Annotated in this window: 26 protein-coding genes and 1 riboswitch; of the genes, 2 read left to right on the plus strand and 24 right to left on the minus strand. The window is 39.4% G+C overall.

Going from position 1 to position 16037, the window contains the following annotated elements; translation table 11 throughout:
- The 14 genes from D6853_RS15280 to D6853_RS07955 all read right to left on the minus strand — a co-directional run bounded on the left by D6853_RS15280 (position 1) and on the right by D6853_RS07955 (position 8436).
- Positions 1 to 162 carry a hypothetical protein gene (locus tag D6853_RS15280; protein WP_158588697.1) on the minus strand — a complete coding sequence of 54 codons (162 nt, stop codon included), beginning with the start codon at positions 160 to 162 and terminating at the stop codon, positions 1 to 3.
- Positions 163 to 215: 53 nt separating this feature from the next.
- On the minus strand, positions 216 to 1091 hold the full coding sequence (locus tag D6853_RS07895) for an SPL family radical SAM protein (RefSeq protein WP_120657476.1): 876 nt from the start codon (positions 1089 to 1091) through the stop codon (positions 216 to 218).
- Between the two features lie 13 nt (positions 1092 to 1104).
- On the minus strand, positions 1105 to 1818 hold the full coding sequence (locus tag D6853_RS07900; RefSeq protein WP_120657477.1) for a hypothetical protein: 714 nt from the start codon (positions 1816 to 1818) through the stop codon (positions 1105 to 1107).
- Between the two features lie 3 nt (positions 1819 to 1821).
- The gene (locus tag D6853_RS07905; protein ID WP_120657478.1) at positions 1822 to 2733 is read right to left on the minus strand and encodes a helix-turn-helix transcriptional regulator; all 912 of its coding nucleotides are present in this window, start codon (positions 2731 to 2733) and stop codon (positions 1822 to 1824) included.
- Positions 2734 to 2848: 115 nt separating this feature from the next.
- Positions 2849 to 3217 (minus strand): DUF2085 domain-containing protein, encoded by a 369-nt coding sequence (locus D6853_RS07910; RefSeq protein ID WP_120657479.1) that lies wholly within the window; start codon positions 3215 to 3217, stop codon positions 2849 to 2851.
- A gap of 19 nt (positions 3218 to 3236) precedes the next feature.
- On the minus strand, positions 3237 to 3515 hold the full coding sequence (locus D6853_RS07915) for a zinc ribbon domain-containing protein (protein WP_120657480.1): 279 nt from the start codon (positions 3513 to 3515) through the stop codon (positions 3237 to 3239).
- A gap of 167 nt (positions 3516 to 3682) precedes the next feature.
- Positions 3683 to 4387, minus strand: a complete 705-nt coding sequence (locus D6853_RS07920; protein WP_120657481.1) for a zinc dependent phospholipase C family protein — start codon at positions 4385 to 4387, stop codon at positions 3683 to 3685.
- Positions 4388 to 4414: 27 nt separating this feature from the next.
- Positions 4415 to 5158 (minus strand): aminoglycoside adenylyltransferase domain-containing protein, encoded by a 744-nt coding sequence (locus D6853_RS07925; RefSeq protein WP_120657482.1) that lies wholly within the window; start codon positions 5156 to 5158, stop codon positions 4415 to 4417.
- Between the two features lie 6 nt (positions 5159 to 5164).
- Entirely contained in the window at positions 5165 to 5530 is a 366-nt protein-coding gene (gene crcB, locus D6853_RS07930; RefSeq protein ID WP_120657483.1) for a fluoride efflux transporter CrcB, read from the minus strand.
- A gap of 41 nt (positions 5531 to 5571) precedes the next feature.
- On the minus strand, positions 5572 to 6081 hold the full coding sequence (locus D6853_RS07935; protein WP_120657484.1) for a GNAT family N-acetyltransferase: 510 nt from the start codon (positions 6079 to 6081) through the stop codon (positions 5572 to 5574).
- Positions 6082 to 6122: 41 nt separating this feature from the next.
- Positions 6123 to 6566: a hypothetical protein gene (locus D6853_RS07940; protein ID WP_120657485.1), complete on the minus strand. Its 444-nt coding sequence runs from the start codon at positions 6564 to 6566 to the stop codon at positions 6123 to 6125.
- Positions 6559 to 6768 carry a helix-turn-helix transcriptional regulator gene (locus D6853_RS07945; protein WP_120657486.1) on the minus strand — a complete coding sequence of 70 codons (210 nt, stop codon included), beginning with the start codon at positions 6766 to 6768 and terminating at the stop codon, positions 6559 to 6561. Before D6853_RS07945 ends, D6853_RS07940 begins: the two co-directional genes overlap by 8 nt.
- Before the next feature lie 155 nt (positions 6769 to 6923).
- Positions 6924 to 7832: a nucleotidyl transferase AbiEii/AbiGii toxin family protein gene (locus D6853_RS07950; RefSeq protein WP_120657487.1), complete on the minus strand. Its 909-nt coding sequence runs from the start codon at positions 7830 to 7832 to the stop codon at positions 6924 to 6926.
- Positions 7819 to 8436 carry a hypothetical protein gene (locus D6853_RS07955; protein ID WP_120657488.1) on the minus strand — a complete coding sequence of 206 codons (618 nt, stop codon included), beginning with the start codon at positions 8434 to 8436 and terminating at the stop codon, positions 7819 to 7821. Before D6853_RS07955 ends, D6853_RS07950 begins: the two co-directional genes overlap by 14 nt.
- A gap of 225 nt (positions 8437 to 8661) precedes the next feature.
- Between D6853_RS07955 and D6853_RS07960 the strand changes: the two genes are divergently transcribed.
- Together D6853_RS07960 and D6853_RS07965 are read left to right on the plus strand one after the other, a co-directional pair.
- The gene (locus D6853_RS07960) at positions 8662 to 9138 is read left to right on the plus strand and encodes a MarR family winged helix-turn-helix transcriptional regulator (RefSeq protein ID WP_158588698.1); all 477 of its coding nucleotides are present in this window, start codon (positions 8662 to 8664) and stop codon (positions 9136 to 9138) included.
- Positions 9119 to 9595: a GNAT family N-acetyltransferase gene (locus D6853_RS07965; RefSeq protein ID WP_243108319.1), complete on the plus strand. Its 477-nt coding sequence runs from the start codon at positions 9119 to 9121 to the stop codon at positions 9593 to 9595. The genes D6853_RS07960 and D6853_RS07965 overlap by 20 nt, the downstream gene beginning before the upstream one ends.
- 288 nt (positions 9596 to 9883) lie before the next feature.
- On the opposite strand, the gene D6853_RS07970 is transcribed toward D6853_RS07965, so the two are convergent.
- From D6853_RS07970 to D6853_RS08015, 10 genes are all read right to left on the minus strand, one after another.
- Entirely contained in the window at positions 9884 to 10369 is a 486-nt protein-coding gene (locus D6853_RS07970; protein ID WP_120657490.1) for a hypothetical protein, read from the minus strand.
- Positions 10370 to 10444: 75 nt separating this feature from the next.
- Positions 10445 to 10530, minus strand: a riboswitch (SAM riboswitch).
- 60 nt (positions 10531 to 10590) lie between these two features.
- Positions 10591 to 11091: a hypothetical protein gene (locus D6853_RS07975; protein WP_120657491.1), complete on the minus strand. Its 501-nt coding sequence runs from the start codon at positions 11089 to 11091 to the stop codon at positions 10591 to 10593.
- Positions 11092 to 11109: 18 nt separating this feature from the next.
- Complete coding sequence (locus tag D6853_RS07980; RefSeq protein WP_120657492.1) at positions 11110 to 11415, minus strand: hypothetical protein; 306 nt, start codon at positions 11413 to 11415, stop codon at positions 11110 to 11112.
- Positions 11416 to 11804: 389 nt separating this feature from the next.
- Positions 11805 to 11984, minus strand: coding sequence for a hypothetical protein (locus D6853_RS07985; RefSeq protein WP_120657493.1), 180 nt, complete (start codon positions 11982 to 11984; stop codon positions 11805 to 11807).
- 17 nt (positions 11985 to 12001) lie between these two features.
- Positions 12002 to 12313 (minus strand): DUF6678 family protein, encoded by a 312-nt coding sequence (locus D6853_RS07990; protein WP_120657494.1) that lies wholly within the window; start codon positions 12311 to 12313, stop codon positions 12002 to 12004.
- A 156-nt stretch (positions 12314 to 12469) separates the two neighbouring features.
- Positions 12470 to 12910 (minus strand): GNAT family N-acetyltransferase, encoded by a 441-nt coding sequence (locus tag D6853_RS07995; RefSeq protein ID WP_120657495.1) that lies wholly within the window; start codon positions 12908 to 12910, stop codon positions 12470 to 12472.
- 69 nt (positions 12911 to 12979) lie between these two features.
- Positions 12980 to 13645 carry a hypothetical protein gene (locus D6853_RS08000; protein ID WP_120657496.1) on the minus strand — a complete coding sequence of 222 codons (666 nt, stop codon included), beginning with the start codon at positions 13643 to 13645 and terminating at the stop codon, positions 12980 to 12982.
- A gap of 117 nt (positions 13646 to 13762) precedes the next feature.
- Positions 13763 to 14188: a GNAT family N-acetyltransferase gene (locus D6853_RS08005; RefSeq protein ID WP_158588699.1), complete on the minus strand. Its 426-nt coding sequence runs from the start codon at positions 14186 to 14188 to the stop codon at positions 13763 to 13765.
- A 52-nt stretch (positions 14189 to 14240) separates the two neighbouring features.
- Positions 14241 to 14639: a hypothetical protein gene (locus D6853_RS08010; RefSeq protein ID WP_330541884.1), complete on the minus strand. Its 399-nt coding sequence runs from the start codon at positions 14637 to 14639 to the stop codon at positions 14241 to 14243.
- 21 nt (positions 14640 to 14660) lie between these two features.
- The gene (locus tag D6853_RS08015; protein WP_120657498.1) at positions 14661 to 15464 is read right to left on the minus strand and encodes a hypothetical protein; all 804 of its coding nucleotides are present in this window, start codon (positions 15462 to 15464) and stop codon (positions 14661 to 14663) included.
- Positions 15465 to 16037: the final 573 nt, after the last annotated feature.

The raw sequence follows: 16037 nt of genomic DNA on the forward strand, positions 1-16037 counted from the left end.
CTACCTTGTTCCGACAAACAGCGCCATAAAGCCAAGCACTGCAAGCGCAACGGTAATGATCCTGCAAAGCGCTATAAACACCTTGGCCTGTCTGATCTTGACATTCTCGTATACACCGTCATCCCCGATGAGATGGCTTGTTTCATTAACATCATTTCGCATACAAATTACCTCTATTTCAATGGTAGCACAGGAGTGTTACAGAAGCAATTTGATTAATTTATGAAAGATATCTGCTCGTATTTATCCGGCAGATCATTTAGATATCCAAAGCACTTGTACGGATCCGAGATGATCCCGTGCTCTGCACAGAACTTATTGAATATGGTCAAAAGAGCTTTCTCATTCGGGCTCTGAAGCTCATAGGCATTACCGTATGTCTTGATATAGCGCGACTTCATTCCGGGGAAATGCTTATCGAGCGCCGCGTAGTAATATTCTCTGTCGCCTTCTCTTAAAGTAAGCCCCATTCCGAATATTATGATGCCCTTAACGCCAACACGGGCGCATTCATTAAGTATTGGAATCAAATTCTCTTCCGTGTCGTTTATAAAGGGCAGGATCGGCGTCATCCATACTACGGTCGGAATTCCTCTTTTCTGCAATTCTTCAAGAACCTCTATGCGGCGTTTGGTGTTGCAGACATTCGGCTCAATGATCTTGCAAAGCTCATCGTCATAGGTCGTCAGAGTCATCTGGACAACGCACTTAGCCTTCCTGTTTATCTCTTCAAGAAGGTCTATATCACGAAGTATCCTATCTGATTTGGTCTGGATCGCAAGTCCGAACTCATATCTTGAAATGATCTCAAGACACTTCCTTGTGAGCTCAAGCTGCTCTTCGCAGTGCATGTACGGATCCGACATTGCCCCCGTACCTATCATGCACTTCTTCCGCTTAGATCTGAGCGCCTTTTCAAGGAGCTGTGGTGCATTCTGCTTAACTTCGATATCCTCGAAATCATGCGTGAATTGATAGCACTTGCTCCTTGAGTCGCAATAGATGCAGCCGTGAGTACAACCTCTGTAGATGTTCATCCCGTTAAGACCGTTATGTGAAGTTAATATTCCTTTTGCATCAACAAAATGCATAGGTCACTCCTTATTACTTAGATCCAAGGATCTTATCAATGCTCGTCGGAAGATGCATCATGTGGTGCGATGTCATCGGTGTTAAGATCATACCTCCGATAGTAAGTCTTCCCCAGAATACGAGCAGCCATACCGAACGAAAATCAGTCGTGACGCCGCCCTCTTCCAGTATCCTCATGACCCATTCCTCTGGTACCATGTTCTTGATCTGTTCTAAGGTAAGTCCCGAGAGGATCCGGCGCGTGTTCTTGCCGACGGTTATCATGTAGTTCTTAAGCTCCTCAGCGTTTATGTTCTTGGCCCACTCTGTTAATTCATCGGGCTCAAGAGCGTTACCCGTATCGGTTATTGATGAACCGATCTTCTTCTGCCACTCATCATTAAATATCTGCTGACCGTTCTCCATAAGTATATTACTTACTAAATCCTCGATCCTATAAGTATGCCAAAGCTGCCAGCACAAGGGAACCGTCTTGCTTCCCGCATAGTGAAGATCCGCATCCCAGGTTTCCCTCTGAACGATCTCGTTCTGATTTCCGGCAAGCATATGATCGAGCACTATATCCGCTACTGTCTTCTCAGCTCTGCCCGAAATCTCAGCAGGGTGCACCAACGCATGGAGCTCCAAAGTAAGCTCTTTGATCTTCGCAAGGTCATCTCCCTCAAGTGCAGCCTTTAACTCCTCGAATGTACTGTTGATGGTATTAAACATCTCATCCTTGTTCATTACCTATTCCTCCTTGTAAGTTTTAGTCATAGCGGTAACTATCTCCCTGATCCGCTTACGCACATCTTCAGGTTCCAGTACCTCTGCCTTATCTCCGAATGTCATTATCCAACCTATAAAATAGTCCGCATCGGTGTAATCTGCGGTAAACAAAAGCTTTCCGTCTTTGGTTTCCTGATAGCATCCGGGGCCGAACTCTTCTACAAGCCGCCACTTTACATCAGGAGTAAAAAGAGCTTTCACCTTTATCTCCATCGGATAGATATTCTCCGTTTCAAGGTCCGGAAGCGGTGCATTTCTGCAGACAAAATCCTTCCCTGTGTCCTTGAGCATATCCATTCTGTTCAGCTTAAAGAGTCTGTAGTCTTTTCTCTTTCTGCACCAGCCGTATACGTACCAGCTACTCCACTTAAATACGACATAGTACGGCTCAATGGTACGCGTGCTCTCGCCTGTAGGTGCATAGTATTTAAAAGAAATGATATGTCTGTTCTCGATCGCATCCTGAATGGTTGCTATCTTCGGAGCAAGAGAAGTCTTGTACCACGACGAAAGGTCGATGAGCATGGAATCTTTTCCGCTGATCAATTCGGAAGAGCCGGTCTGAAGCTTCTCCATGAGCTGTCCGTAATACTTACTTCCGCTCACACTGTCCAGGCTACGAAGACCCGCCAGGATCACCTGCATATCTTTGGATGTGAGGATAGTCCTATCCATGCGATAGCCGTTCATTATACTGATGCCGCCGCCTGTACCCTGCGTGGTCTGTATCGGGACTCCGGCTTTACACAGCGCTTCAATGTCTCTGTTGATAGTTCTTCTTGAAACTTCAAAGTGCTCTGCGAGCTCCGGCGCAGTGGTCATCTCCTTTTGCAAAAGAATCGATAATATTCCGATCAGTCTGTCAATCTTCATATTTCCTGCTCTCCATGAATATGATAGCTCTTTTAACATGACAACATACTGTCATGTTTATAAAATAATTTTACCCGCTTCCCGGAAATAATTCCAGAAGGCGGGTAAATATCTTTTATCTTGATCTAAGAGTCTGCCCGAAATGATATCCGTTCATATATGCAAAGATCGTAAAATGTGCGATCAATGCAGAGAGCGCTATCCCTAAGAAAAAACCTGTGATCACTCGTTTAAGGTTTGTGCTTTCATAGCTAGTAAAGCGCTGGACTAAACCGTCAACCATGGCCGGTATCATCATAAGCAGTGAAATCAGTATCGTCGGCTTCCAAAACCAGAACAATATAATGCTAACCATTATTCCGGCAAGTTCACCGGTACATCTAGCGCATATCGGAAATTGGCGTCCTTTGTAAAAGAACGATCTGTCGCTCCGACAGTGACAACCAAATATCCTGGGAAGCCAGCGATAAATACTTTCTATCATATCTTTAGTCCTGTTATCATTACATACTTGCGCCGATACCCAATGCGAATACTGCGATGTAGTAGATAACAGAAATGATCACTGAAATAAGTGCTCCCATTCCGGCAGCCTTTGATGAATTAGGCTTTGTATCCTTCCATACAAGGAAAAGGATAAGTCCTACAAGAGGAATACAGAAACCAAGAAGTCCCCATCCAAATCCGCCACCATCGTTTACAGGTGTCTGATACTCAGGTGTGCTGTACTGGTTGTCGAAACCATTGTTCTCATTGTTTGCCCCAAAATTATTTTCGCTCATTTTATTTCTCCTTCCAAAACCATAAATTTTTTGAGCTGTTATCATGTGTGTTTTTTAACAGCTTTCTTAATACATTTGTAATTCTAAAGCAAACAGTATAATAATACAATAGCTAATTTAGCAAAATATAAAACAATTATTTGATAATATGAAAAAATAAACCGTCTTTATTCGCCAATCGCTCTTTCCCCCTCATTTCGCGTGTCTAAAGCATCCATGATAATGTCCACAGTTTCTTTTACGAACCTTTCAGCACGCTCTTTGGTCAAATACTTATATTCTCTGTGAAGATCGCCATGGTTATCACTTCTGTAAAATCCGCATATATATTCACGCCTGTTCTCAAATGCATAGTCCGGAAATTCCTCCATAAAATCATTGGAAAGCTCTTCCTTTGTTGCGTTCTCGTAAATATTGAACGCTCTAAAATCGGGGTGTTCTTCAAGATATAAGAAATCAAGATCATACCAGTCCGCTTTATTCTTCCAAATGAAATCAATCAGAGACATGTTTTCCTTGCGTGCATTTTCCTCGTTAACGCCTTCTGAGTGAGTCATATAGGTCCACTCTCTGTCAGTCAAAAGATGTGTGTAGTAGCCAAGGAAAAATGAATACTCACGCTTATTGTATTTCCTTATCTTTTCATCCGTAAAATAGCGATCGGCAAATTCATCTACGCCGACATATGTCCTGTCCTTTGAATCCCCTTTAAAATGAGAAATATTTTTTGACGGTGTAAATACAGACCAGTCCTCATTCGGAACTCCGCTGTCAGGTGCGATGTTTCCGATAACAAACGCGGTCTCATCAAGCTCTTTTAACCTATCCAAAAGAGCGTCCGTGATCCTTAAGTGTACCATCCATGATGCCATAGTTTTTCCTCTTCCCTTCTGTCAGTCTCAATTGATTTCTTTTAGCATGTATCGTGCATAGCGTTTGGCAAGCTCTATGTCGTAAGAAGCGTTTCCTCCGGTTTCATATTCACGCATAGCTTCTTTTATCTGATCGTGATATTCCTGGGGGACCGCGTTAAGAGCCCACTCGCCGCCCTCTTTTTTGGAGAGGACGAGATCATCTTTTTTGTATGCCAAAACTCTCGCCAGATTGAGCGTTATGTACATCGTATTGTCCACGATGTCATCCTCGGCTTCCGCGATATCATCCTTGATGGAATCCATGTAGTCGGCGCTCGGAACTTCACCGAAAACCTCATCTATCGGATCGCCGTAAAGGCACTTGCCTCTTTTCTTGATGATGGTAAAATGAGCCGCAAGATCTGAATCTTCTCCGTTCATCTTCTGAATGTAGTCATCCGGATTGTCCTTGTACCATCCAAGATGCATCACCGAAAAGTGCAGTTCAAACGGTGTCGGATAAACAAAGGGCTTACACACCTCTCTCTTTACGACACTCATCTCTATGCCTTTTGCCGGGCCGTTTTCATTTAGCTCAACGACCATGTCCATGAAAGCTTTTTTCTCGCTATCAGACATCGCTCCGTTTACAACAATGATGAGATCGAGGTCGCTCTTCTTGGGATTGTAGCATCCCATAACAGCAGAACCGTGCAGGTATACTCCTACCAGGTTTTCTTTTAAAATGTCTTTTGATCTGTCTACGAATTGAGTTAGTATTGTGTTCATAATGAATCATCCTATAACTGTTGCAATCTTCTTTCCCAAGAAAACCCCAAAAAGGCAAAAGAAAACGCTCAGCGCCGTATATAATCCTCCAAGCATGTATGCCTTGTTTTCAAAGAGCTTATATGCTTCAAGTGAAAACGTTGAAAATGTTGTAAATCCGCCACATACACCGGTCTTCCAAAAGAGCACTGTATTGGGCGATACGTCAGCTTTTTTATCTGTTAATCCAACGATAAAACCTATAATGATCGCACCCAGAATATTAGTCACCAAAGTAAGTATCGGAAACTGCCCTTTTACCGGTATCAAACTGATCGCATATCTTGCTACTGCTCCAAGTGCGCCTCCAAGCGCAACAAAAACAAAACTCATTTTTCACTTCCTCTTTTGTCTAACATTAAACATGACTTGTTTTATTTATTGAATTTATGGATCACTGATACATGTGTGATCTTATTAGCCTCGTCAGGATACTCTTTATCAAAGTGCATTCCTATTGCTTCTGCGGTCTTATATGAGGCCTCGTTGGTATACTTGCAGTAAGAATACAGCGAAGGATAATCGGTATTCTCAAAAGCCCAATCGCGCACCGCACTTGCCGCTTCCTTAGCATATCCTTTACGTTGGCAATCCTTGCGGATGTGATAGCCAATCTCAGGAAGCATCTTTCCATCAATGTTCTGCAATGTTAGTCCGCAGTCGCCGATCATTTCTCCTGTTTCCTTTAGACATACCGCCCACAGACCAAAGCCATTTTCTTTATAACGATTCATGTTTCGCTCGATCCAATTTCTGACGCGTTCCTCATCAAAAGTATAAGGATAGTGCTGCATAATATCCGGGTCAGCAAGGACGGCATACAACGCATCAAAATCATCCATATTCATTTCACGTAAGAATAATCTTTCTGTCTCTATGATCATAGTTGCCTCGCTTTTCTTTGTAGTCCTTTATAAAACATAGATCAATATTTTTTTCTTAACTGATAGTACACTCCGATACCAATAACGTACTGCAGGATCATCAAACCAACCAAATACAGCACAATGATCTTGTGATCGATGATCATTCCTGCTTTTCCAAGAATAGCGAATAACACCACAGAAAAACATAATATATAAAGCCCGATGTTATAAGCAATCCTGCCTGATCTGTCGCGTAGCTTCTCATTTAGTTCATCATGAGCATTGATTTCTTTCTGCTCAAGGCTCTCTTGATACCTCTCCTGATTCTTGGGAACAGACAAATAAAAATGCTTAATGAGTATTCCAATGCCGGGGCCTAAAGCTCCTCCGGCGAGTCCCCATAACAAACCATCAAACGCACTCTTTGTAAAAATTGCAGCTATTACTAAGCATATGCCTACAAGCACCAATATTATACCCTTATTCAGATAGCTCTTATTCATTGTTGTCACCTCCCTTATGAATAAAGATTTCTTCTATTGTCATGCCGAAAAAATCAGCAATATCAAATGCTAGCTCAAGGGACGGATTATACTTCCCGTTCTCAATTGAACTGACCGTCTGCCTGGAAACACGGATCGCTTTGGCAAATTCATCCTGATTTAGACCACGTTCCTTGCGCAGCTTTTCTACAATGTTTTCCAACTCATCTCCTCCAATATTTTTTGACAAGTTTCCTTTACGTTTTAGAATATAACATGATGGCGTGTTTGTGTCAAGGTTCCTTTACATTTTTTTGATATAAAAAACAGCCTTTCGAAATGGGCGCGATTTCATACCCAGATTTAAAGGCTGCTGAATCATTTTTTATACTCGAATACATCCATATCTGCTATAACTGCTATTCCACTTTGAATTGCTTCATTATACGATACATCCTCATAAAGCAACCTCTTAGTGATATTATTGTAATCAGATTCGTAGAACCTGCTATCTATAATCTCATGGAGCATTGAAGGAATGTTATGCTCAAGCTGTGCAGAAGGATTGTTTTTAGATAACATCCTATCATCTCTGACATCATCTATAAGCTCATCAAGTTCCTTACCCATTTCAATATGAGGAAGTATTTTAGCTATATCATATAGATGTCTGGAATCTCTATCCTGCATATCCTTAATTCTATAATCACATATAGCAAAAACCTTATCTACAAATGTTCTTTCTAAAGATTGAATGTTCATCGTTACTAATGCAGCATCAAAAGGAATTGGCAAAGTGATCCCATTCTTTTGGCAGAAGTCTCCAACAAAGCTTTTTACTACATGTTTTTCAACAGGATATACTGTCTGATATAAACTTGTTTCCACTATCAGTTCAAGAGGAATATCACTAAAGAGAGATTCATACTCATACACATATTTGTTATAGCTATGCCTAGACTGTATATTCTCCGGATTATCCAACACCATTCCCAGACCATCTGCAATTCTCTCTATTTCAGCTTTAATCTGTCTTTTTTCAAATTCTGTAGGTTTCAGATTCATAGATAAATCAATATCTTCAGAAAATCTATCAATCAGGCCATATCCTTTTGAAAGTGATGTACCACCCTTAAATACAAATGGAAGTTCTGTTTGAGATAATTCAAGCAGAAACATCGATTGTATTGTATCTTTTTCTATCATCTGCGGAGTTCTGTTCACCTCACGAGATACGGTTTCTATTATCTCCTTCCATTCCTGTTTGAGTCCCTTAAACCAGCTCACGCATCAAGCCTCCTTCATAAATGTTTCTATATACTTTGTCTGGATAAAACGGAAGGTACTCTTTAACAACAGAAAAGTCCAAGCCTAGGGTTTTCACATACTTTTTCAGTTTTTTTAATAGTTCAGTTCCTTTGATTTCACTGTATTTATCAATATTAGTCATTAGATCAAGAAACTGTAATGCTGATTTATTCCGTTCGGTAACTGTTTCCACAGGTTTATAAACTATAATTGTATTGCCGTCAAAATCCAGCTTTCTCTGCTTAGTAGTAGCCTCATTGCTACAAATTTCATAGCATGATGGAATTTGCGTAGTAAAACCATACTTGTTAGCTAATTGAAGCCCTGTAATATAACCTGAAACTACTCCATCTGCATTTAGATACTTTTTATCTATATACTTGTCAACAGAGATTCTTCCTTTTGTGCCAAGTATAGTGACATAAGGCAAGTAATATACTCCGTTATACAGTCTTTCCAGCTTACCCTCGTCTACAAGCTTTTTCATCTCCTGCCGAAGATAATCCTTGGATTTTCCTGGTAGTTCATCTATAAAAATAGGTTCCCCATCTGTAAAATTTTCAATGATATAATCAATTACCATAGTTGTGCCTCATATATTTGAAATCATTGTTTTCACTTTTATAATACAACTATATCATCAATATTTCAAGCAAACAAAAAATTCGGCACCGATACTAGATAGCATCAATCTCCTCATTTTTTGCATAAACTTTATAATTTATAATAATGTAAATTTTGTTGTTTATGTAAACAGTTGACATTTGCAACTAAATTCTATATGCTATTCTTCAACAGGAGGAGCCATATGGATAAAGTAAAGCTATTTCGTGAATACACACGAGAGCTGGAACGCAATCTGGAAAACATGAATCAATCCGATTGCAGCCAGTGCAACATCAATACTCTGCAGTGTTTTCTTGTAGTAGAGATCGGACGACAACCGGGCATATGCATCAAAGACTTAGCCCGGACTCTTAAGCTTGATAAAAGTGGTATCAGCCGCGCTATAGAAGAACTTGTGCAAAAAGGCTTTGTACTGCGTGAGCCTTCTAAAAAAGATCGCCGAAGCGTCGTTTTATCGCTGACCAAAGATGGCGAAGCCAGATTCAACAAAATTGAAAATGATATGTATGATAAGTTCAAAAAAGTGTTCTCATACATTGAAAAAGATAAACAGAATATGGTTTTAGAGGCTTTGCAGCTTTATAATGCTGCATGCTTAAAAGCAGAGAATAAATGTTGTAAAACGGAGGAGAATTGTTGTGATAAGAAAAATGCTTGATACGGATTGGACTAGAGTAGCTGATATCTATAAACAGGGTTTGGACAGTGGTATCGCCACATTCAACACCGAATGTCCCAGCTTTGAAGAATGGGATAAAAGTCATATCAAGGAATGTAGATATGTCTATGAAGAAGACGGTATGGTTGTTGGCTGGATATCTATAAGTCCCACTTCCAGTCGTTGCGTCTACAAAGGTGCAGTTGAAATGAGTGTTTACATTGATTCTGCGCATAAGGGAAAAGGCATCGGGACGGCTCTTGTAAATCATCTTATCAGCGAGAGTCAAAAGCTTGGATACTGGAGCATCTATTCTGCAATAATCTCCGTCAACAAAGCCAGCATTGCTCTCCACAAGAAATGTGGTTTTAGGGAAATCGGTTACAGAGAACGTATTGCTAAAGACAAATTCGGAGACTGGCAGAATACAACACTTATGGAATATAGAGCATCGTGACACTTTGTCACGATGCTTATGTAATTATCGTTGACAATTCCAAAAAGTGCCCTTACCATAAAACTTAAGAAATGGGTTTTTTACTGAGTAAAGTCTTCGGACTGGAAAAGGTCGCTCGTTTCTTTTTTTATGTTCATTATGTCATATAGATACTTCTTTCCATCCTTTGCATGTCGCAATATCATCGCCACATGATAAACATTATACCTTTCAAGTTCTCCGGATGAACCATATTTGTTGCTGTATTTATTAGTCCTGGTAGTCTGTCTGTGTTGCTTGTTGCTTTATTCATACAAATCTATTGTATCCTATAGCATGCCTGAAATTTGGATTCTTATGCTCTACAGCATATACCTCGCTCATGTCCTCTTCTATGCTGTAGAATAATCCATAATCCCCCAAAAACTCTAAAACCACACCACCATAAGAGTTGGAAACATTTACATCATCAAAAGAATACCTTCCTATTGTCCAGCTGCATGTTCCACAAAGCCACCTGTTCTCAACATTATTATCATGCTCCAGACTTGTAACGAATCCATAATCGCCTCTATAGAAGCGTTTTATAAACTTCAGGAGTTCCTCTTCCATCTTGTCATTATTTTCAAGCCATTTTTCCAACCTGCCATAAGCATATATGTCTGAGAGTCTATAGAAAAAACCCGCAAATCCATGAACCTTATCCGGTTCCTTGATACCATATCCTCTCTGGCAATCTTTATACACTTCCTCATAAGTGCGTTTTCTTGAATCATCATGATATATAAGCTTCATTGCTTATTCCTCCTTTTATGAAAATTCCCATAAAAAGAGGCCCATCGACTGATGAGCCACGCTTACTTATAAGGCCCATCATACAAGCATTCGCACCTTGCTATAAACAGTAGGTTGCGGAAGGGTCATTGAGCTTGTCTCTCGCCTTCTCTTTATGGTGATTACATATTATCAAATTGAAGAATCAAAAGTCCATTAAATAAACATAAATTCTACTCTGCTTAGAAGAAACAGTGATGCGGTGTCCAACTCACTTCGTTTTCCTGTATAAGATTCCTTAATTGTTCAAGTTTCTCAGAAATCTCATTCCTACGCTCAATTATCATGGCCCGTGTTTCCTGCGCTTCTTCGTCATCATCATCGTCAGCAGGATCATGCAAATCCCATCTAACCCACTCTTCCAGATCAGAACTAATGTCATGGTATAAGGCTCTGCAAAAATCAATCATGGAGAGATCTACTCCAAACAAATCTTTATAGTCATTCTTCTCACCCCAGCCACCATCTGCTTCAAAAACTACATAGCATGTATAATAACTTACTAAACATACCATCCTTCCGGGTTCACAGTAACCATGCACAGCAAATGGTGCCAACGTCTGTAACCCATGAATAGCTTGATCAAGCCATTCATAAGCAACATCAGTAAGATAGCTCAAACTGTATGCGTGATCATCACATATTTGAAATTCACTCCATCCATAATCAGGCTTACTAAGCATATAGCTGGTCTCCTTTCATTAATCTGGCATACCTGCATAGAACATTTCATATGCCCCTAACTCATACATTCTATCTATTAGTTCATCCTTAATTATCGCAAGTACCTCACCAGAGCAATCAAGCATTCCTGGAAAGATGCTATAGGACTTTCCTTCATATGAGTAAAATAATTCAGAACCCTTATCAAACCAACAAGGTTGTGGAATTTCTTGTGCCTTTACCGTGAACTCTTTCAAAAGTTCATCAAACACAGCCGGATGTCCTGGCTGTATTTTGTCGTTGTAATACTGAGGAGCCAAGTATCCTATGCATTTTTCTTTCATAATAGACCACTCCTTTCTTGATCAGTTCTTCCCTTCGATTCTATCTTACTACAAATATATGGGTTATAATCCGGACAGCACAAGCCGGCTTATAGTCTGCATTTCTTTTGAGCCCCAAAAAGCTATCGTTAAACTGTATTCACTTTTCAAATCCAACAGGTCCGACGTCTCGACTCTAGCGTGGTCCAATTCCCATACACTTTCGAAAGAGCATAAAAATAACGGTCCGCTTCGACTTGCTAACACTTTTTAACGTTAGCTACAAAGCGCACCGTTAAGCCACTTACGTTTTTATATTCAACTGTGTTCAACCTTTGTCAGCAAAACCACCGTCTCAACATGGCAGCCAGCAGCTCTAAAGCACGATAAATACTGGCTTTGAACACATTTCACCTTTTAACGATAGGCCTTAAAATAAACCCAGTTTTGAAACCACCATAAAGTTCCGTTTCTTCAATATAAGCCTTTTCTTCACCTGCCGCTGTATTAGTATGTTCTTTTTCATATCCTTTATAAAAGTCCATTCTTACCTTGATAATATTCGGAAGACTAATATCTCTTACTTTCATTTTTCTATCTCCAGTGTTTAGATATAATCAACATCTGTTCTGTAGCCGTAAACTGTAGCAACTCCATTTTCAACTGTTCCGGGAACATGGATCCTTTTAAGACATTCCATAACATAAGTTTTATTTTCCGGCGTCAGCTGAATCTGAAGATATTCAATCTTGTCCCAATCCCTTGGTTCACAACCAAAATGAGTCCATGTTCCGTCCCAATTACTCAAGCAGCCGGTCTCTGTGTCTTTTGTTCTCCAGCTTATGAGTGGAGCATCCTTTATTAGTTCATTATCATAGTAAAAAGCTCTGAATATCTCATTCCACTTTGTATTGTTCATTGTTCTACCGCCCTTTATGGTAATTCCTTCTTTGCCAGCAATGACTTTATGTACTCGCTTCGGCTTCCATTAATATGTCTTTTGAGCGGTTTACGAATTCGGTTAGTATTTCATTTATGTCCATTTTTAATCCTATCTTGATTGATGACTTTATATTTATAACAATAACATTCTCATCAAAACAGTTCCTTCGTTGTTTTCAAGCTCTTCGAATCCCATCTTTTTATAGAGAGCATACCCAATACTCATCACTTCAGGCTTCGTAGTAAAACGAACTTCCTTAAATCCTAACTCGCGACATTTATCCAACATCGCATTGAGCATATACCTAGCATGCCCTTTGCCTCTTTGTTCAGGTTTAATATATAATCTCTTTGCCTCAGCTTGATCATTATTAAGTTTCTTGATTGCTATTGTTGCAATCGGATCACTATCCTCATAGCCAAGAAGCAATGCCCCACCTTTATAAAATCCCTCTAGATCAGCTAATTCTTTATCAAGAGATACGAAGCAGTTCTCTGCCCCTTTTATCTTTGAATAGTCCAAAATAAGATTCTTTGCTGCTTCATAATCATCACATTCTTTTATATCAATCATCTCTGTAACCTCGATTTGTTTAATATCGCAATTATTATTAGTTTTTCTTTCTTCTACAAGTGCAGCTATTTACTTATTATATTCATTCCACTGTCCATTATCGTAATAAATAATCCCGTCATAGGTTGCTTTTGCTCTGCCTTCATCCCTAACAGCACATCCAACCTTTATGGCATTTTTATTTTTACCATCTACCTCTACTGTAGTCTCTTCCTCCAAGCAAGCGTTCTCATCAACTTCAGTGATTCCGGTATTACCGGGAAACCATAGCTCTGCTTTATTATCATCAACCTTGTACACATAGAGAAATTCATTCTCTCCAATAGTATTTATATAGGTGATATGGAATACATATTCTTCTTCACCATCATTATCCATATCATTTTTATTCATAGAATCCACTGTACTATAGGTGCCAATTACAACTTCCTGAGTGGTTCCATCTGTAAAAGTAAATTCTATTGTTGCATCATCACCATAAAAAGTTTTGGATGAATCATTAGTGCTGTCAGACCAAGTGACTTTGCTTACCTTTGAATCCAAAGGTTCCTCATTCTCCTCTTGATCGGCCGGTTCTTCCACCTCGGAATCAACCGGTTCTTCCGCCTCGGAATCGACCGGTTCGTTAATCCCGGAATCAACCGGTTCTTTATCAGGAGCACCGGTATGACCACAACCTGTGGCAGCAAATGACATGGCAATTAAAAGCGAAAGCAATCTAGTTCTATTTTTCATAGTTTTATCTCCTCAATAATAATTTGTATATTATATAAAGGTAACAAATCTCCTGTAATAATGCAAAAAATCACTTACCTTCCTCAATCATTTTTTACAGCATAATCTATGGCCTGCCTATGGAAGTTTGATCATCTTCTTGATTCCGTTTGGTATAATTTCAAAACCAAGTTTTTCATAAAAAGGTTCTTTTCCCTTGGCAGAAACACCACCGATAGTAGTAAAGGTACCGGTTAGAGAATTCCTTTTTGCATAATCAATAAGATGATTCACAATCAGAGTTCCTATTCCCATCTTCTGATATTCAGGCAAAACCATTATTTCCTGGAGATACCAATACATGGCTCCATCCCCGACCATTCTGCCCATACCGATCAGTTCTCCCCGATAAATTACCGAAACATTTATCTGACCATTTTTTAGGGCCTTCGCTGCATGTTCAATCGGAACCTCTGCGAAGCCATTGATAATACGCATTTTTATGAAGTCTTCTGCAGACAGTACATTATCCTTAAGTTCAATTTCATTCAATAATACTTCCATGTACTTTCCTCCTATTTCCCATAAATGGTCCTGGGGACGGGGGAGTGGTCCTTTACATATAGAGTTCCCCCTCAAAGAATCGCTCCTGAAATGATATTTGATCCAAGATTTCTTTTTCCGTAATCTCATATCCATCAGGAACAACGATCCATTTATCTTCATTATCATTTAGCCTGTGATATACCGCAACAACACGCCCGAAATACTCTTCAACGGGCTCATTAATACCCAACAGATAAATATCCTGCTCTGCTCCGTCTCCAGCAAATATCCCTTCAACATACCCATAGTTAACAGGGTACACCATTTGTGGAAATCTAGGATGCGTACTTCCGAGCGGGCGATCCATCTTACAATTGACGAGTTTACCTATTATATCTGAATAATCGGGATCTCTGTGTTCTTTACGCATTACGGCCTCAATAATAGTCTTCTTAAAATTTTTTCTCATAATATTTTATCATTGTAATCTTTACATCAAATAATTATCAATCATTATTTTGATGATCCTATCATTAAGAACCACTTTTGTAGTCTCAAAAGTAAGTATCAATCTGTATCCGGGAAATATTCCATTAGAAATATAGGAATTAATCTTCTTTACTGCTTGTTCCGAATATTGCGTATCATCCATCCTACCGTCGTGCTCCCAGTAGATTTCTTTTCCTGTCTTTTTACTTAGTATTGTGAAATCGGGATAGACTGTTCCGTATCCCTTGAGTTCGAGCGGACATTCGTACTTATACTCGATGCCCATGTCGTAGAATGTATCCGCAATTAGTTTCTCTGATTTGGACCTGACTCTTTCACCTTTCTTGGTATATATTTCAGGTGTTCCTTCTCTAAACTCTTTTTCCAAATACGGAATTGATTTCCAATCGGAAACCACTTGATCCCATGTTTTTTCTACAGGATTCACCAAATTTTGTCTTGTGGAAATCATCTTGATATAGATGTTCTCTATCTCATTATCGCTATAATCCATAATAATTGTTTGGATTTGTTTTAATCTCTTCTCAACAAGTCTTTTTATTTTCTGATCATAGGTTTTTTGAGCAAGTGCTTTAACAAGAGATATATCCTCTTTCTTTAAGTATTTGCCTTGCTTCTTATAGATACCATTATCTTTCATGCAATGCATGTACTGTGCGTGCTTTCCGGATGTAGTAATCCTAAGATTTCCTACCGGAGTGTTTATAAGCCTTTTATCTACTACTTGCTTTATCTTTCTAAGTCTTTCCGCTTCTTCAGTTAAGTATTTCTGTAAACCTATCATTTCTTTTTTAATTCTCCTATTTATTTTTTATATGATTATTTTTATTTGATCTGCTACTATCAGAAATATTGCGATAGTGGCAGTTCGTTTTGTAATTGGTCTTCTGCCACTATCTTGTTATTTGTAATAGTGGCAGCTTGTTTTCCACACGTCTTACTGCTACTATCTAGAATTCCGAAAAGGTGGCAGTACAGTTTTCCTATAATGAACTGCTACTTTATGCAAAACGATGATAGTAGCAGAATCCCCCACAAAATTGCGACTGCTACTTTTTGCAAATCAAAAATAGTGGCAGTATTCACTTTGTAAATTCAACTGCCACTATGCTATGAATGGCGATAGTAGCAGTAAAACTTGTTTAATTACGTTTTTGTTGGAATCTCAGCAGTGACCAGAATGGATATTCCACTGCCTAATTTATGAATTGTAGAATAGTAGCAGTCTGCATAAGAAACAGATTGCAAATATGATAGTGAGCGTCTCAGCGGTTCGCATGGACCGTTGTTTTTCACAAGGAAGTTCCGCTCTCGCAGATAGTCGAAGTTACGCTTCCCGCTGGTCAGCGTAACACGT

This window comes from Butyrivibrio sp. X503 (assembly GCF_003625475.1).
Taxonomy (GTDB): domain Bacteria; phylum Bacillota; class Clostridia; order Lachnospirales; family Lachnospiraceae; genus Butyrivibrio.

Excerpts from the sequence above, each read along its gene's own strand:
- D6853_RS15280 (WP_158588697.1), bottom strand. The coding sequence starts at position 162 with ATGCGAAATGATGTTAATGAAACAAGCCATCTCATCGGGGATGACGGT.
- D6853_RS07895 (WP_120657476.1), bottom strand. The coding sequence starts at position 1,091 with ATGCATTTTGTTGATGCAAAAGGAATATTAACTTCACATAACGGTCTT.
- D6853_RS07900 (WP_120657477.1), bottom strand. The coding sequence starts at position 1,818 with ATGAACAAGGATGAGATGTTTAATACCATCAACAGTACATTCGAGGAG.
- D6853_RS07905 (WP_120657478.1), bottom strand. The coding sequence starts at position 2,733 with ATGAAGATTGACAGACTGATCGGAATATTATCGATTCTTTTGCAAAAG.
- D6853_RS07910 (WP_120657479.1), bottom strand. The coding sequence starts at position 3,217 with ATGATAGAAAGTATTTATCGCTGGCTTCCCAGGATATTTGGTTGTCAC.
- D6853_RS07915 (WP_120657480.1), bottom strand. The coding sequence starts at position 3,515 with ATGAGCGAAAATAATTTTGGGGCAAACAATGAGAACAATGGTTTCGAC.
- D6853_RS07920 (WP_120657481.1), bottom strand. The coding sequence starts at position 4,387 with ATGGCATCATGGATGGTACACTTAAGGATCACGGACGCTCTTTTGGAT.
- D6853_RS07925 (WP_120657482.1), bottom strand. The coding sequence starts at position 5,158 with ATGAACACAATACTAACTCAATTCGTAGACAGATCAAAAGACATTTTA.
- crcB (WP_120657483.1), bottom strand. The coding sequence starts at position 5,530 with ATGAGTTTTGTTTTTGTTGCGCTTGGAGGCGCACTTGGAGCAGTAGCA.
- D6853_RS07935 (WP_120657484.1), bottom strand. The coding sequence starts at position 6,081 with ATGATCATAGAGACAGAAAGATTATTCTTACGTGAAATGAATATGGAT.
- D6853_RS07940 (WP_120657485.1), bottom strand. The coding sequence starts at position 6,566 with ATGAATAAGAGCTATCTGAATAAGGGTATAATATTGGTGCTTGTAGGC.
- D6853_RS07955 (WP_120657488.1), bottom strand. The coding sequence starts at position 8,436 with ATGGTAATTGATTATATCATTGAAAATTTTACAGATGGGGAACCTATT.
- D6853_RS07960 (WP_158588698.1), top strand. The coding sequence starts at position 8,662 with ATGGATAAAGTAAAGCTATTTCGTGAATACACACGAGAGCTGGAACGC.
- D6853_RS07970 (WP_120657490.1), bottom strand. The coding sequence starts at position 10,369 with ATGAAGCTTATATATCATGATGATTCAAGAAAACGCACTTATGAGGAA.
- D6853_RS07975 (WP_120657491.1), bottom strand. The coding sequence starts at position 11,091 with ATGCTTAGTAAGCCTGATTATGGATGGAGTGAATTTCAAATATGTGAT.
- D6853_RS07980 (WP_120657492.1), bottom strand. The coding sequence starts at position 11,415 with ATGAAAGAAAAATGCATAGGATACTTGGCTCCTCAGTATTACAACGAC.
- D6853_RS07985 (WP_120657493.1), bottom strand. The coding sequence starts at position 11,984 with ATGAAAGTAAGAGATATTAGTCTTCCGAATATTATCAAGGTAAGAATG.
- D6853_RS07990 (WP_120657494.1), bottom strand. The coding sequence starts at position 12,313 with ATGAACAATACAAAGTGGAATGAGATATTCAGAGCTTTTTACTATGAT.
- D6853_RS07995 (WP_120657495.1), bottom strand. The coding sequence starts at position 12,910 with ATGATTGATATAAAAGAATGTGATGATTATGAAGCAGCAAAGAATCTT.
- D6853_RS08000 (WP_120657496.1), bottom strand. The coding sequence starts at position 13,645 with ATGAAAAATAGAACTAGATTGCTTTCGCTTTTAATTGCCATGTCATTT.
- D6853_RS08005 (WP_158588699.1), bottom strand. The coding sequence starts at position 14,188 with ATGGAAGTATTATTGAATGAAATTGAACTTAAGGATAATGTACTGTCT.
- D6853_RS08010 (WP_330541884.1), bottom strand. The coding sequence starts at position 14,639 with ATGAGAAAAAATTTTAAGAAGACTATTATTGAGGCCGTAATGCGTAAA.
- D6853_RS08015 (WP_120657498.1), bottom strand. The coding sequence starts at position 15,464 with ATGATAGGTTTACAGAAATACTTAACTGAAGAAGCGGAAAGACTTAGA.